Origin of the sequence: Janthinobacterium sp. 64 (genome assembly GCF_002813325.1) — a bacterium.
Classification (GTDB): Bacteria; Pseudomonadota; Gammaproteobacteria; order Burkholderiales; family Burkholderiaceae_D; genus Janthinobacterium.
Genome location: NZ_PHUG01000001.1, coordinates 3,283,703 through 3,297,433, shown reverse-complemented (window position 1 = coordinate 3,297,433; position 13,731 = coordinate 3,283,703). Strand labels below are relative to the sequence as shown.

Here is a 13,731-nt window from a genome sequence, read left to right as displayed (position 1 = left end):
CTGTCGAGTCTACCTTCGATTCGCGGAACGTGCTGGTGGGAAAGAACGCGGCGCCCGGTGGACGCCGCGTGCTCGCAGCTTAATGCCCGGCTGAGCGGATGCGGGTGACCCGTTCGGTGCTGGCCGGATGGCTCGACAGATACGGCGTGCCCTCGTCCAGCTTGCCCAGGGCGACGAACACTTGCGCCAGGTGTTCCAGGGCAATGCCGTTCTGGCGCAGCATGGCGATCGCGTAATCGTCCGCCTCGCGCTCGACGTCGCGCGAATACTTCAAGTCCAGCAGCAGCGGCGGCAGGGTCGCCACCACGGTCGACACGTCGCCGAACAGCAGCGCCGCGCCGGCGCCCACGGCCGAGGTCTGGATCAGGCGGCGCGTCAGGTGGCGCTGCTGCAGATGGCCCAGCTCATGCGCCAGCACGCCCATGATGGCCTGGTCATCGGGCAGCAGCTCGATCATTTCATCGGTCAGCACGATGTCGCCGGACGGCAGGGCAAACGCGTTCGGACCGATCTTGCTCTTGCGGAACACGATGCGGTGCTCTGGCGTGCTGTCGCCGGGCGTGGCCAGGCGGGCGAACTGGCTGCGCAAGGCTTGCTGGCGCGCAGCATCAAGTTGACTTGGCGCAAACACGTGGCGGTCGAGGAAATCGAGCACGCCCTGGCCCAGTTGCCGCTCGACGGACTGGGGAATCGCATACGCGACCCCCTTCGCGACCACGGGCAGCAGGTACTGATAGCTGAGCCACAGGGCCAGCACGGTGGCGACCGTGGCCAGCAGGGCGCCACGCCAGCTTTGCTGCAGCCGCACCACCCAGCCGTCGCGGTGGCCCGTGTCATGCAGCATGTCGCTGAAGGCCGCCTGGTTGGCGATCTCCAGGTAGGCGCCGTCGGGAAAGCTGACCTTGCGCACGGCGTGGCTGCTGCGTTCGGACACGTGCAGCTCGCCCAGCGGGCAGCTGCGTTCGATGTCGCCGGCCAGCACGGCCTGGCCATCGCGCACGCTGAGCGTGACGTGGTACAGGCGCGAGGTCTGGCCGTCGAAATAGCGCGCGGCCAGCGCGGCGTGGTCTTCTTGCATGTTGGCGTTCATTGCTTACATCGACAGGTCGAAGTCCAGCAGGTCGACCATGCCTTCGCCGGTGGTCGACACTTGTTCTCCGGTGGCGGCGACAAAAGCGTCCAGGCTGCCGTGCACCAGCATCGACGTCGCTTCCAGGCGGTACTTCAGCCAGCGCACGTGGGCGAATGGCGAAAACAGGCCCAGGGTGACGACGATACCGAGCAGGTTGGTCAGCATGATGAAGGTGGTGCGGCCCCAGGTCAGCTGCGACTGGAACTGGTGCTGCTGCAGGCGCGTGTGGTTCCAGATCAGGTTCTGGATCATGGTCAGGAACAGCGGCAGCACGATAAAGGCCCACGCATACAGGGCGGCCACGGCGCCAAAGATGCCGCTGGCCTTGGTGGCGTCATTGGCACTGGTGGCGAAGGCGGCGAAGACGCTGGCGAAGACGATAAAGATCAGCACCAGGAAACCGGCCAGCAGCAGGGCGAAGAACAGCAAATAGGTCTTGTAGAAGCTGCCAACCGTGGCGTCGAAGCTGAAATTGCTGCTGCCGAAGCGGCTCTGCGTGTGCTGGAAGCGCTTCAGGCGCTGGTGCAGGAACGGCGTCATCAGGCCAGCCGTGAAGGTGTTCAGGATGGGCAGCCACAGGAAGTATTTGTAGGCTTGCCTGGCGCTGCCGTCAAAGCCGAAGCGGATGCCGCGGTAGCTGGTGTTGTACAGCTTGAATTGCAGGCTTTTCCAGACCAGCCATGGCAGCACGGCCATCATCAGCACGAGCATGACCAGGCCGACGACGGGCGAGATCTGGAAGGCGATGTTGTAGCCGCCGATCAATACCACGGCCGCGATGCGGCCTTTCAGGATGGCCACGGCATTGCCATGGTATTCGAAGCTGCTGCCAGCCAGGTGGGTGCTGGAATAGAAATAGCGGTTGCGGCGCACCTTGGCCCAGGCGGAATAAATGCCCAGGGTGACGATGCTCAGTAGCAGGTTGACGATCCAGATACGGAAGTATTCGCTGCCGGTGGCGCTGAAGGTAATGGCTTCGCGCTGGGGCGTGGTGTTGTTTGTATCGAAATCCACGGAGGGTTTCCTTACTTATTGGAAACAAAACAAGATAAGGCAAGATTGAAAAGTTATCAATTGAAAATGCTGTTTTTCGCAATTTCTTTTGGTGTGCCGCCCCTGCCGCCGCGATTTTCCTGTCCCGGCTATACTGCAACTCAACCATCGCCTAACGGGAAACACCATGATCGTCGTCCACCATCTGAACAATTCGCGCTCGCAGCGCGTGCTCTGGCTGCTCGAGGAACTGGGCCTGGAATATGAGGTCAAGCGCTACCAGCGCGACCCGAAAACCATGCTGGCGCCCGCCTCGCTGAAAGCCGTCCATCCCCTGGGCAAGTCGCCCGTGATCACCGATGGCGCCAACACGATTGCCGAATCGGGCGCCATCATCGAGTATCTGGTCGAGCGCTACGGCAATGGCCGTTTGATACCGGCGGCGGCAACGCCGGAGAAGCTGCGCTGGACTTACTGGCTGCATTTCGCGGAAGGTTCGGCCATGCCGCCGCTGCTGATGAAGCTGGTGTTCGACAAGGTCGAATCGTCGCCCATGCCGTTTTTCGTCAAACCGATCGCGCGCGGCATCGCCAGCAAGGTCAAGAGCAGCTTCATCCTGCCCAATATCCACAGCCAGCTGGCCTATATGGAAGCGGAGTTGGAGAACAGCAAATGGTTTGCCGGCAATGAATTCACGGCGGCCGACATCCAGATGAGCTTTCCGCTGGAAGCGGCCGCCATGCGCGGCGGACTCGACGAGCGCCTGCCGAAGCTGACGGCCTTCCTGCAGCGCATCCACGCGCGGCCCGCCTACCAGCGTGCGCTCGAACGTGGCGGCCCCTACGATTTCGCCAAATGAGAGCACCAAACCAAACCTACTGCGCGTCGGTATATATGGCCTGCGATGCTCACCGGCTCGGCGCCCCCGTACTGAGTACGGTTGCGCTTCTCGGCCACATCTCCCTTCCGCTCGCTACGGTTTTGTTCGGTGCTGTGAGGCCGCGTGAATCCTGCCAAGGGGAATATGCTGGGAATATCCCCGGCGCCATACGGTAAAATGCCCGATTCAATCAGTATCCACTTACCGCATGGCCAGACTCCTCGCTATCGACGGCTTGAATATCGTACGCCGCGTCTACGAAGCCAGTCCTGAACCCGATTCCGACCTGAAGGCGGAGATCGCGCTGCGCCATGCGCTGTCGTCGTTCCGCACCCTCATCAACGACCACGAGCCGACGCACATCCTGCCGGCCTTCGACTTTGGCGGCCCGACCTGGCGCCATGCCCTGTATGCCGGTTACCGCGAGGGGCGCCAGCCCATGCCGCAGGTGCTGCGCGACGCCTTGCCCGGCTTTTACGCCACCCTGGCCAGCTTCGGCATGCACGTGGTCAGCATCCCCGAGGTCGAGGCCGACGACGTGATCGGCACGGCCGTCATGCGCTGGCTGCACGAGGGGCGCGGCGCGGCCGTCATCGCCACCACGGACAAGGATTTGCATGGCCTGATCGCCCACGGCGCGCTCGTGTGGGACCATTTCAAGGGCATCTGGCACGACCGCGCCTGGGTCGAGAAAAAGTTCGGCGTGCCGCCGGAACTGCTGCCCGACTTGCTGGCGCTGATGGGCGACGTCACCGACAGCATCCCCGGGGTATCGAAGATCGGCCTGAAAACGGGGGCGAAACTGTTGCGCGGTTACGGCAATATCGACGCTGTGATGGCTGGCGCGGGGATTTTGCCCGGTGCGCTGGGCGAAAGCCTGCGAAAAGAGCGGGAAATACTGTATCTTTCAAGAAAGTTAGTTGCGCTCAAAACAGATGTCACGTTGGGCGTGACCTGGAACAAGCTCGTGTGGGAAAAATAGAGCCAGGCAAGAACAATCAAGCAAGGGAAGTAATCATGATGTTAAAAACAGTCCTGATCGATAGCAGCGCCGTGGCGCGCGGCCTGCTGAACACGGTCCTGATCGATGGCGGCTACGATGTCTGCGGGCAGACGCATACGAGCGCGCTGGGACTGGCGCTGCTGGTCAAGCACCATCCGCATTTCGTGTGCATCGCGCGCGAGCAGGTGGAAGACGGCACGAATGTGGTGCAAACCATCCGCGCCCAGTACCCGAAGACGCTCATTTTCATGGTCTCGGGCGGCATCGACGCCGCCTCGCTGCAGGCTGCCCACGCCATGGGCGTGTCGGGCTTCATCGTGAAACCGTTCATGGCCGACACGGTCCTGAAAACCGTGCGCAATACGGTCATCGCCATGGTGCGCAAGCAGCAGCAGGCCTTGGCTGCCGCCGCGCAAGGCAATAGTTAGACGCCTTCCAGGCCGCTCGCGCTGGCGATAATGCCGCCACCGAGGCACACGTCGCCGTCGTACAGCACGGCCGACTGGCCCGGCGTGACGGCCCATTGTGCCTGGTCAAACGCCAGGCTGAAGTGTTCATTTCCTTCCGGCAGCAGCTGGCAAGCCACGTCGGCCTGGCGGTAGCGCGTCTTGGCGGACAGGGCGCCTGCCTGCGGCGCCACGCCCGCGACCCAGCTGGCCTGGTCCGCCGTCAAGGCCGGCGACAGCAGCCACGGGTGATCATGCCCTTGCACCACCCACAGGGTGTTGTTGGCGATATCCTTGCGCGCCACATACCAGGCGTCGCTGCTGCCGTCCGCATTCTGGTACGACTTCACGCCGCCGATGCCGATGCCCTTGCGCTGGCCCAGGGTATAAAAACTCAGGCCCACGTGTTCGCCCACCGTCTTGCCGTCGGCCGTCTTCATGGGGCCCGGCTTGTACGACAGGTAGCGGTTCAAAAATTCGCGGAACGGGCGCTCGCCGATAAAACAGATGCCCGTCGAATCCTTCTTTTGCGCGTTCGGCAGCGCCAGCTGTTCGGCGATCTGGCGCACTTGCGTCTTCGGGATCTCACCGAGCGGAAACAGGGTTTTCGACAATTGCGCCTGGTTCAGCCGGTGCAGGAAATAGCTTTGGTCCTTGCTGGCGTCGACGGCTTTCAGCAGTTCATAGCGGCCCGCATCAGTGGGCGCCTGGCGCACGCGCGCGTAGTGGCCGGTGGCGATCAGGTCGGCGCCCAGGGTCATGGCGTGGTCGAGAAAAGCCTTGAACTTGATTTCAGCGTTGCACAGCACGTCCGGGTTCGGCGTGCGGCCGGCCTGGTATTCGCGTAAAAAATCGGCGAACACGCGGTCCTTGTATTCGGAGGCGAAATTGACGGCTTCGATGTCGACGCCGATGACGTCGGCCACGCTGGCCGCGTCGATCCAGTCCTGGCGCGTGGAGCAGTATTCCGAATCGTCGTCATCTTCCCAGTTTTTCATGAACAGGCCGATGACTTCATAGCCTTGTTCCTTCAGCATCCATGCCGCGACCGAGGAATCGACCCCGCCCGACATGCCGATAACGACTTTCTTCTTGCTCATCTTGCTTTCCAGTTACTTTAAATGATTGCTACGCGCTATTGAAAACGGACGCATGCGTGTGCAGCAGGGCCAGCGGCGCGCGCCGGCCAGCCAGGTATTCGTCCACGCACTGCAGCACCAGCGGGCTGCGGTGGCGCTCCTGGCATGCCGCCAGTTCGTCGCGCGTCATCCACAAGGTGCGGATGATGCCTTCGTCCAGCGGGCGGTCATGCTCGGCGCCGGCCGTGCCGCAAAAGGTGAAGCGCAGATAGGTCACGTCTTCGCCCGTGCGCAGTGACTGATAGCGCGACATGTACATGCCGACCAGTGCCGTGGGGATGAAATCGTAGGCCGCTTCTTCCAGCGTTTCGCGGATCACCGCCTGTTCCAGCGACTCGAACGGGTCGAGATGACCGGCCGGCTGGTTGAGCTTGATGCCTTCGCTGGTTTCTTCTTCAATCAGTAAAAACAGGCCGTCGCGTTCGACGATGGCGGCAACGGTGACAGAGGGTTTCCAGATTCTCGGCATGATTCCATCCTTGAAAGAGCCGACATTTTATCTTGTTCTGCGCGCGCGGTTTGAACCCGGCCTTCTGTTGCGCGGAGATATTGATAAATGACAACGTTTTAGCAAATAGCGGTGGGAGGTACTTACGTCTTTCCCGGGGAGCGCACTAGCATGGGGGCTTAGTCGGCAAGATGGCAGGAAACGCCCGCTAATATAGGCTTTACCGGTGGTCAAAACAAGCGCGCATTCTTGTTCGACTGTGGCGAGATTGACACACCTTTCCCACAATACGGGCGCCATACCGCATGGCGGAACGAGGATTGGTATTACGGGTAAATTAGTGTCGTACAACTAAAAGTTGCTGGTTCACAAACGTTTAACGCGCTGCTTTCCGTGTTAGATTCTAGTCAGTTTATCAATTAGCGGAGGCATCATGAGGATAGGCATACCGGCCGAAACACGGCCTGGTGAAACGCGGGTGGCAGCCACGCCCGAGACAGTCAAGAAGCTGGCAGCCAAGCATCAGATCATCGTGCAGGCGGGAGCGGGCTTGCAAGCGTCGATTCCCGACGAGGCGTATGCCGCCGCCGGCGCGCAGATCGGCACCGCGCAGGAAGCCTATGGCTGCGCCATCGTGCTCAAGGTGCGCGCACCGGACGCCGGTGAACGGGCCCTGATGGCCAGCGGCACGGTGCTCGTCGGCATGCTCAACCCGTTTGACGCGGACAATATCGCCGCCATGGCCACGGCCGGCCTGTCCGCCTTCGCGCTGGAAGCCGTGCCGCGCATCACGCGCGCGCAGTCGATGGACGTGCTGTCGTCGCAGGCGAACATCGCCGGCTACAAGGCGGTGCTGGTGGCCGCGAATACCTACCAGCGCTTCATGCCGATGCTGATGACGGCGGCCGGCACCGTCAAGGCTGCCCGCGTGCTGATCATGGGCGTGGGCGTGGCGGGTTTGCAGGCGATCGCCACGGCCAAGCGCCTGGGCGCCGTCATCGAGGCCTCCGACGTGCGCCCGCCCGTCAAGGAACAAGTCGAGTCGCTGGGCGCCAAGTTCCTCGACGTGCCTTTCCTGACCGAGGAAGAAAAGGAAATCGCCAAGGGTGCGGGCGGCTATGCGCGCGCCATGCCGGCTGACTGGATGCGCCGCCAGGCCGAACTGGTGCATGAACGGGCGAAACTGGCCGACATCATCATCACCACCGCGCTGATTCCCGGCCGCGCCGCACCCGTGCTGATCTCCGAAGAAACGGTGAAAGCCATGAAACCCGGTTCCGTCATCGTCGACCTGGCCGTCGAGCAGGGCGGCAACTGCCCGCTGTCAGAACTGGGCAAGACCGTGGTCAAGCATGGCGTCTACATCGTGGGCGAGCCGAACCTGGCGACCCTGGTGGCGGCCGACGCCTCGGCCCTGTACGCGCGCAACGTGCTGGACTTCTTGAAGCTCATCATCGACAAGGACGATCAATTGCTGATCGACCGCGAGGATGAAATCATCAAGGCCAGCCTGGTTTGCGCAGGCAATGACATCCTCAGAAAATAACGCGGCGCCGGAGAGAACAACATCATGGAAATCAGTCATACCATCACCAACCTGATCATCTTCGTGCTGGCCATTTATGTCGGCTACCACGTCGTCTGGACCGTCACGCCGGCGCTGCATACGCCGCTGATGGCTGTCACCAATGCCATTTCCGCCATCATCATCGTCGGCGCCATGCTGGCGGCCGGCCTGACGCAAGGCCCGCTGGCGCAGGCGGCCGGCACCGTGGCCGTGGCCCTGGCCGCCGTCAACGTGTTCGGCGGCTTCCTCGTCACGCAGCGCATGCTCGAGATGTTCCGTAAAAAAGAACCGAAGGCCAAGCAAGGAGCAAAAGAATGAGTCACGCCATGAGCTTCGTCACCATGAACCTGGTGACGATGATGTACCTGATCGCCTCGGTGTGCTTCATCCAGGCTCTGAAAGGCCTGTCGTCGCCATCGACGGCGCGCCGCGGCAATGCCTTCGGCATGAGCGGCATGGCCATTGCCGCCGTCACCACCGTGGCGCTGATCCTGAAACTGAAGGAGCAGCAAACGGGCGGCATGGGCCTGACCCTCGTCATCATCGGCATCGTCACGGGCGGCGCCATCGGCGCCTACCTGGCGAAAACCGTGGAAATGACGAAGATGCCGGAACTGGTGGCGGCCATGCATTCGCTGATCGGCCTGGCCGCAGTGTGCATCGCCGTGGCGGCCGTGTCGGAGCCGTGGGCCTTCAATATCGCCAAGCACGGCGAGGCGCTGCCCATCGGTAACCGCTTCGAACTGTTCATCGGCACCTTCGTCGGCGCCATCACGTTCTCCGGTTCGGTGATCGCTTTCGGCAAGCTGTCGGGCAAATACAAGTTCCGCCTGTTCCAGGGCGCGCCCGTCAGCTTCAAGGGCCAGCACATGCTCAACCTGGTGCTGGCGCTGGTGATGGTCGGCCTGGGCCTGGCGTTCTGCTTCGCCGATGGCGTCGAACCGGCGTGGACGCCGTTCATCATCATGACCGTCATCGCCTTTGCGCTGGGCGTGCTGATCATCATTCCCATCGGTGGCGCCGATATGCCGGTGGTGGTGTCTATGCTCAACAGTTATTCGGGCTGGGCTGCGGCCGGTATCGGTTTTTCGCTGAATAACTCGATGCTGATCATCGCCGGCTCGCTCGTTGGATCCTCCGGCGCGATCCTGTCGTACATCATGTGCAAGGCCATGAACCGCTCGTTCTTCAACGTCATCCTCGGTGGCTTCGGCGGCGCTGCGCCGGCGGCAGGCGTGGCCGGCGCGCAGGAACAGCGTCCCGTGAAATCGGGGTCGGCCGACGACGCCGCCTTCATCATGAGCAATGCGGAAACCGTCATCATCGTGCCCGGCTACGGCCTGGCCGTGGCGCGCGCGCAGCACTCGCTCAAGGAACTGGTGGAAAAGCTCACGCACAAGGGCATCACCGTCAAGTATGCGATCCACCCGGTGGCAGGGCGCATGCCGGGCCACATGAACGTGCTGCTGGCCGAGGCCGAGGTGCCATACGACCAGGTGTTCGAGATGGAAGACATCAACGGCGAATTCGGCCAGACGGACGTGGTGCTGGTGCTGGGCGCGAACGACGTCGTCAACCCGGCGGCGAAAGACCCGACATCGCCGATCGCCGGCATGCCGATCCTGGAAGCCTACAAGGCCAAGAGCATCATCGTCAACAAGCGCTCGATGGCTTCCGGCTATGCGGGCCTGGACAATGAACTGTTCTACCAGCCGAACACGATGATGGTGTTTGGCGACGCCAAGAAGGTGATCGAGGATATGCTCAAGGCAGTCGAGTAAGGCAAAGCCTTGCGCAACTGAAGACGGCCCGCCTTGCGCGGGCCGTTTTTATTGGCCGGCCGCTGCCGCCACGACTTTATTGCGTCCCTGATGCTTGGCCGCGTACAGGGCCTTGTCGGCATCCGATATGGCCGCGTCCAGGCTGGCGCCTTGCACCAGCGACGCCACGCCGATGCTGATGGTGACGTGCAACGGGGCGCCGTCGGGCAGCACGGTGACCGCCGCTGCCACGGCCGCGCGGATGCGTTCGGCCACCTGGTGTGCCTGCTGCAGGCTGGCGTCCGGGAAGAGCAGGCCGAATTCCTCGCCACCGAGGCGCGCCGCCACGTCGGTGATGCGTCCCGTGTCGCGCAGCGCCTGCGCCACCGTGCGCAGCACGGCGTCGCCCACGGCATGGCCGTAGCGGTCGTTGATCTTTTTAAAGTGGTCGAGGTCGGCCACGCCCACGCTCAGGGCGGCACCGCTGCGCGCCGCGCGCGCCATCGCCTGCTCGGCCTGTGCTTCATAGGCGCGCCGGTTGGGCAGCGACGTCAGCGCATCGTACAGCGCCTGCTGTTCCAGCTGGGCCAGCAGGCTGGCGTTTTTTGCCGCCAGTTCGCGCCGTTCGCGCACATCGAGCAAAAAGGCGCCGAAATAGCGCGTGCCGTCGACCACGCCCAGGTCCAGCGCCTTCATTTCGATGGGGATCATTTGCGTGTCGCGGTGGCGAATGGCGAATTCGCGTATCTTGCCCAGCACGCTGGAGCTGCGTGAGCTGCGGATGTAGCTGATCACGAGGTTGTCGTGCTGCGCGCCGACGGTGTCGGGCAGCAGGCCGTTCAGTGTCTGGCCCAGCAATTCCCCGCTGGCATAGCCCGACAGCGCTTGCATGGCGCCATTGATATAGCGGATGCGGCACTGCTCGTCGATGATGATGACGGCGTCGAGGGCGTCTTCCAGCAGGCGGGAAAAGAGTACTTCGGGAAGAGCGGCAGGCGGTGCTGCGGGCAATGCATCTGTCATGGAACGGTCGCCAAAAGCCAGGTGACAGCCATTGTCGCATCCGCGGGCCGTTTACTCCATGCCGGATCACCCGCCTGTTTCTTTTTTGCCCCAGCTCTTTCCTTATTGCCAAGACTCAGCGGCGGCCGTACATCATCAGTTCCGCCAGGCTTTTACGTGCCGGGCTGAAAACGTCCAGCAAGCCCAGCGACAGGCCCAGCAAGCCCTGCGTGGGAGCGCTGCCCGTGAAAATGCGCGCCATGGTGTCGGTCACGCGCACGGTCAGCCCCCGGTCGGCCTGGCGCAATTGCGCATAGCGTTCCAGTCCGGCCGGGCTGCTGTCCTGCGCCAGCACGCGGGCCAGCACGGCGGCGTCGCGCAAGCCCAGGTTCAGGCCTTGCCCCGCCACCGGGTGCAGGGTTTGCGCCGCATTGCCGATGGCGACCGTGCGCGCCGTGCCGCCTGCCTGCGCGTTCAGGCCCAGCGGATAGGCCAGGCGCGCCGTCGTGTGGGTAAAACGTCCCAGGCGGCTGCCGAAGGCAGTGCCCAGGCGCGCCAGGAAGGCAGCGTCGTCCAGCGCCATTAGTTGTTCCGCGCGCGTGGGCGGCACGCACCATACCAGCGCGTAGCCGTCGTCCTGCGGCAGCAGGGCCAGCGGCCCTTCGTCGGTGAAGCGTTCATAGGCGCGGTGGGCGATGGGGCTGCTTGTGCGCACATGGGCGATGATGGCGCTCTGGCCATAATCGCGGCTGACGGCGCGTTCCGGCTGCTGGCCGAACAGGCCGCCCTCGGCTTGCACCAGCAGGCTGGCGCGCAAGCTCGATGCGGCGCCCGCCTGCTCGATCTGCACGCTGACGCCATCGCCATCCTCCGCGCTGCCCGTGACCAGCGCCGGGCGCAGGCTGGCCACGCCCAGGCGCTCGCACACGTCGGCCAGCGCGCTGACGACGGCGCCGTAACGGGCCACATAACCGAGCGCCTCGACGCCATGCTCGCTGCGGTCCATCAGGCTGCGCCCGAACTGGCCGCGGCGCGAGACGTGGATCTGGTGGATCGGCGTCGCCTCCACGGGCCAGGCGCCCGCTTCCTCGAGAATCTGGCGGCTGCCGTGCGACAGGGCGATGGTGCGCGGGTCGCGCCTCGCTTGTTCCAGGGATTTGGCGTCGAGCAGGGCGATGCCGGCGGCGCGGCTGCCGCGCTGCACCAGCAGGGCGGCCAGCGCCATGCCGACGGGGCCGGCGCCGCAGATGGCGAGATCGAAAGTGGACGGTGTATGCATGCGGCGGCGTTAATCCTGTGACATCAGTTGTTCGATTTCAGCGACGCTCTTGGGCGCCGAGCTGAAGACTTCATGGCCTTGCGGCGTGACCAGCACATCGTCTTCGATGCGGATGCCCGTGTGCCAGAACTGCTCCGGTACGCCCGCGCCGGGGCGCACATAGATGCCCGGTTCCACCGTCAGCACCATGCCCGCTTCGAGCGCGCGCCACGGCTTGCCGGGAGCATTCGTGTCGCGGTAGGCGCCCACGTCGTGCACGTCCATGCCCAGCCAGTGGCTGGTGCCGTGCATGTAGAAGGGCATATACGCCTTGTCGGCGACGACGTCCTGCACGCTGCCGCTTTTCTGCCGGTCCAGCAAACCCAGGTCCAGCATGCCCTGCGCCAGCACCTGCACGGCCGCCTCGTGGATGGCGCTGTGCGGCAAGCCGGGACGCAGCATGTCCAGCGACGCCTGTTGCGCCGCCAGCACCAGTTCATACAGCGCCCGCTGCGGGCCGCTGAAGCGGCCGTTGACGGGATACGTGCGCGTGATGTCGGAGGCGTAGCCATCGAGTTCGCAGCCGGCGTCGATCAATACCAGTTCGCCGTCTTGCAGGACGGCGTTGTTGGCGCTGTAATGCAGGATGCAGGCGTTGCCGCCGCCGGCGACGATGGAGGAATACGCGGGAAACTGCGCGCCGCTGCGCCGGAATTCGTACAGCAGCTCCGCTTCCAGCGCGTATTCGTGCATGCCGGGCCGCGTGGCGCGCATGGCGCGCACGTGGGCCGCGCTGGAAATGGAGGCCGCGCGGCGCATCAGGCCTTGTTCTTCCGTGTCTTTCAGCAGGCGCATGGCGTCGAGCATGCCGTTGATGTCATGCGCGATGGCGGGCGCCGTGATGCCGCTGCGAGCCTTTTGCCGCACGTTGTGCCGCCAGACCTTGACCTGTGCATCGAGGCTGCCGCCCAGCGCATAGTAGATGGCGGGGGCGTCGCCCAGCAGGCGCGTCATTTCCACGTCGAGTTCCTCGATGGGGAAGGCGCTGTCAAAACCGAAGCTGGCGCGCGCCGCCTCGGGGCCATGGCGGAAACCGTCCCAGATTTCGCGCTCCGTGTTCTTGGCGCGGCAAAACAGGATGGCGCGCGCGGGCGCTGTGGCGCTGGCGGCCACGAGGGCCACGGCGCTGTCGGGTTCCGTAAAGCCGCTGAGGTAATAGAAATAGCTGTCGTGGCGGTACGGATAATCGCAATCGCTGTTGCGCGGCACTTCGGGCGCCGTGGCAATGACAGCCACGCTGCCCGGCAGCATCTGCGCCAGCAGCGCCGCGCGCCGGGCCGCGTAGTTGGCCATCATGTTGCGCTGGCCTTGGCCGTGACGCCGTTGAGTACGTCGAGCTGCGCTGGCGTGCCCACATTGGTCCACTCGCCAGGATAGACTTCGCCGCCCACGCGGCCCTGGTCCGCGTAGCTGCGCAGCAAATCGCCGAGCTTGGCGTGGCTGCCCGGCGTGATGCCGTCGAACATCTCGGGACGGTACACGCCGATGTTGGCGAAGGTCCACTTGGTGTCGTCCGTATTGTTGATCGCGAACAAGGTCAGGCCGAAGTCGCCTTTCGGGTGGAAGTCGGGATTGGGCACCAGGTAAGTCCAGGCGATGTCGCGCTGGTCGGCCGGGTACGGCGTGCCCAGCACATCCTTGTCGGCCAGCACGTCGAGCACTTGCTTGAAGTCGAAATAGGGGCAATAGATGTCGCCGGAAATGGCGAGGAACGGCTCCTCGCCCAGCAAGTGGCGCGCCTGGGCGATGCCGCCCGCCGTTTCCAGCGGCGTGGTCTCGGGCGAATACGCGATGCGCGCGCCGTACGCGCTGCCGTCGCCCAGGGTTTCCTCGATCAGGTGGCCCAGGTGCGAATGGTTGATGACGATGTCGGTGATGCCGGCGCGCACCAGGTTCAGCACATGCCAGACGATCAGCGGACGGCCGCGCACTTTCAGCAGCGGTTTGGGACAGGTATCGGTAAGCGGACGCATCCGTTCACCGCGGCCTGCGGCAAAGATCATGGCTTTCATGGATATTCTTTTCTGATTCGGTAAGTCGGCT

The 13,731-nt window shown here is 63.7% G+C and carries 14 protein-coding genes; 6 read left to right on the top strand and 8 right to left on the bottom strand.

The features are described 5' to 3' along the window. Positions 1 to 79: 79 nt before the first annotated feature. Positions 80 to 1,078 carry a M48 family metallopeptidase gene (locus tag CLU91_RS14550; protein WP_232730756.1) on the bottom strand — a complete coding sequence of 333 codons (999 nt, stop codon included), beginning with the start codon at positions 1,076 to 1,078 and terminating at the stop codon, positions 80 to 82. Positions 1,079 to 1,093: 15 nt separating this feature from the next. Further along, the gene (locus CLU91_RS14545) at positions 1,094 to 2,146 is read right to left on the bottom strand and encodes a YjgN family protein (protein ID WP_100874739.1); all 1,053 of its coding nucleotides are present in this window, start codon (positions 2,144 to 2,146) and stop codon (positions 1,094 to 1,096) included. Between the two features lie 166 nt (positions 2,147 to 2,312). On the opposite strand from CLU91_RS14545, the gene CLU91_RS14540 reads away from it, so the two are divergent. From CLU91_RS14540 to CLU91_RS14530, 3 genes are all read left to right on the top strand, one after another. Continuing rightward, positions 2,313 to 2,984 (top strand): glutathione S-transferase, encoded by a 672-nt coding sequence (locus CLU91_RS14540; protein ID WP_100874738.1) that lies wholly within the window; start codon positions 2,313 to 2,315, stop codon positions 2,982 to 2,984. Positions 2,985 to 3,213: 229 nt separating this feature from the next. After that, on the top strand, positions 3,214 to 3,987 hold the full coding sequence (locus tag CLU91_RS14535; RefSeq protein ID WP_071075219.1) for a 5'-3' exonuclease: 774 nt from the start codon (positions 3,214 to 3,216) through the stop codon (positions 3,985 to 3,987). A gap of 38 nt (positions 3,988 to 4,025) precedes the next feature. Next, positions 4,026 to 4,436 carry a response regulator gene (locus CLU91_RS14530; protein WP_100876744.1) on the top strand — a complete coding sequence of 137 codons (411 nt, stop codon included), beginning with the start codon at positions 4,026 to 4,028 and terminating at the stop codon, positions 4,434 to 4,436. On the opposite strand, the gene mnmA is transcribed toward CLU91_RS14530, so the two are convergent. Continuing rightward, the gene (mnmA, locus tag CLU91_RS14525) at positions 4,433 to 5,554 is read right to left on the bottom strand and encodes a tRNA 2-thiouridine(34) synthase MnmA (protein WP_100874737.1); all 1,122 of its coding nucleotides are present in this window, start codon (positions 5,552 to 5,554) and stop codon (positions 4,433 to 4,435) included. The genes CLU91_RS14530 and mnmA overlap by 4 nt on opposite strands. A 28-nt stretch (positions 5,555 to 5,582) precedes the next feature. After that, positions 5,583 to 6,062 carry an NUDIX hydrolase gene (locus tag CLU91_RS14520; protein WP_010401817.1) on the bottom strand — a complete coding sequence of 160 codons (480 nt, stop codon included), beginning with the start codon at positions 6,060 to 6,062 and terminating at the stop codon, positions 5,583 to 5,585. Positions 6,063 to 6,474: 412 nt separating this feature from the next. On the opposite strand from CLU91_RS14520, the gene CLU91_RS14515 reads away from it, so the two are divergent. From CLU91_RS14515 to CLU91_RS14505, 3 genes are read left to right on the top strand one after another with little or no spacing between them, the layout of a single operon-like run. After that, positions 6,475 to 7,587, top strand: coding sequence for a Re/Si-specific NAD(P)(+) transhydrogenase subunit alpha (locus tag CLU91_RS14515; RefSeq protein ID WP_100874736.1), 1,113 nt, complete (start codon positions 6,475 to 6,477; stop codon positions 7,585 to 7,587). Positions 7,588 to 7,611: 24 nt separating this feature from the next. Beyond that, positions 7,612 to 7,926, top strand: coding sequence for an NAD(P) transhydrogenase subunit alpha (locus tag CLU91_RS14510; RefSeq protein WP_100874735.1), 315 nt, complete (start codon positions 7,612 to 7,614; stop codon positions 7,924 to 7,926). Positions 7,927 to 7,934: 8 nt separating this feature from the next. Beyond that, entirely contained in the window at positions 7,935 to 9,389 is a 1,455-nt protein-coding gene (locus tag CLU91_RS14505) for an NAD(P)(+) transhydrogenase (Re/Si-specific) subunit beta (protein WP_100874734.1), read from the top strand. A 48-nt stretch (positions 9,390 to 9,437) separates the two neighbouring features. Here the strand turns inward: CLU91_RS14505 and CLU91_RS14500 are convergent, their stop codons facing one another. From CLU91_RS14500 to murU, 4 genes are all read right to left on the bottom strand, one after another. Then, positions 9,438 to 10,391, bottom strand: coding sequence for a GGDEF domain-containing protein (locus tag CLU91_RS14500; RefSeq protein WP_100874733.1), 954 nt, complete (start codon positions 10,389 to 10,391; stop codon positions 9,438 to 9,440). 115 nt (positions 10,392 to 10,506) lie between these two features. Next, positions 10,507 to 11,649: a UbiH/UbiF/VisC/COQ6 family ubiquinone biosynthesis hydroxylase gene (locus CLU91_RS14495; RefSeq protein ID WP_100874732.1), complete on the bottom strand. Its 1,143-nt coding sequence runs from the start codon at positions 11,647 to 11,649 to the stop codon at positions 10,507 to 10,509. Positions 11,650 to 11,658: 9 nt separating this feature from the next. Further along, positions 11,659 to 12,981, bottom strand: coding sequence for a Xaa-Pro aminopeptidase (pepP, locus tag CLU91_RS14490; RefSeq protein ID WP_198521474.1), 1,323 nt, complete (start codon positions 12,979 to 12,981; stop codon positions 11,659 to 11,661). Further along, the gene (gene murU, locus CLU91_RS14485; RefSeq protein ID WP_100874730.1) at positions 12,981 to 13,700 is read right to left on the bottom strand and encodes an N-acetylmuramate alpha-1-phosphate uridylyltransferase MurU; all 720 of its coding nucleotides are present in this window, start codon (positions 13,698 to 13,700) and stop codon (positions 12,981 to 12,983) included. The genes pepP and murU overlap by 1 nt, the downstream gene beginning before the upstream one ends. Positions 13,701 to 13,731: the final 31 nt, after the last annotated feature.

Bases quoted from the DNA above. Each gene is read 5' to 3' on its own strand.
- CLU91_RS14550 (WP_232730756.1), bottom strand. From the start codon at position 1,078: ATGCAAGAAGACCACGCCGCGCTGGCCGCGCGCTATTTCGACGGCCAG.
- CLU91_RS14540 (WP_100874738.1), top strand. From the start codon at position 2,313: ATGATCGTCGTCCACCATCTGAACAATTCGCGCTCGCAGCGCGTGCTC.
- CLU91_RS14535 (WP_071075219.1), top strand. From the start codon at position 3,214: ATGGCCAGACTCCTCGCTATCGACGGCTTGAATATCGTACGCCGCGTC.
- CLU91_RS14530 (WP_100876744.1), top strand. From the start codon at position 4,026: ATGTTAAAAACAGTCCTGATCGATAGCAGCGCCGTGGCGCGCGGCCTG.
- mnmA (WP_100874737.1), bottom strand. From the start codon at position 5,554: ATGAGCAAGAAGAAAGTCGTTATCGGCATGTCGGGCGGGGTCGATTCC.
- CLU91_RS14520 (WP_010401817.1), bottom strand. From the start codon at position 6,062: ATGCCGAGAATCTGGAAACCCTCTGTCACCGTTGCCGCCATCGTCGAA.
- CLU91_RS14515 (WP_100874736.1), top strand. From the start codon at position 6,475: ATGAGGATAGGCATACCGGCCGAAACACGGCCTGGTGAAACGCGGGTG.
- CLU91_RS14510 (WP_100874735.1), top strand. From the start codon at position 7,612: ATGGAAATCAGTCATACCATCACCAACCTGATCATCTTCGTGCTGGCC.
- CLU91_RS14505 (WP_100874734.1), top strand. From the start codon at position 7,935: ATGAGCTTCGTCACCATGAACCTGGTGACGATGATGTACCTGATCGCC.
- CLU91_RS14500 (WP_100874733.1), bottom strand. From the start codon at position 10,391: ATGACAGATGCATTGCCCGCAGCACCGCCTGCCGCTCTTCCCGAAGTA.
- CLU91_RS14495 (WP_100874732.1), bottom strand. From the start codon at position 11,649: ATGCATACACCGTCCACTTTCGATCTCGCCATCTGCGGCGCCGGCCCC.
- pepP (WP_198521474.1), bottom strand. From the start codon at position 12,981: ATGGCCAACTACGCGGCCCGGCGCGCGGCGCTGCTGGCGCAGATGCTG.
- murU (WP_100874730.1), bottom strand. From the start codon at position 13,700: ATGAAAGCCATGATCTTTGCCGCAGGCCGCGGTGAACGGATGCGTCCG.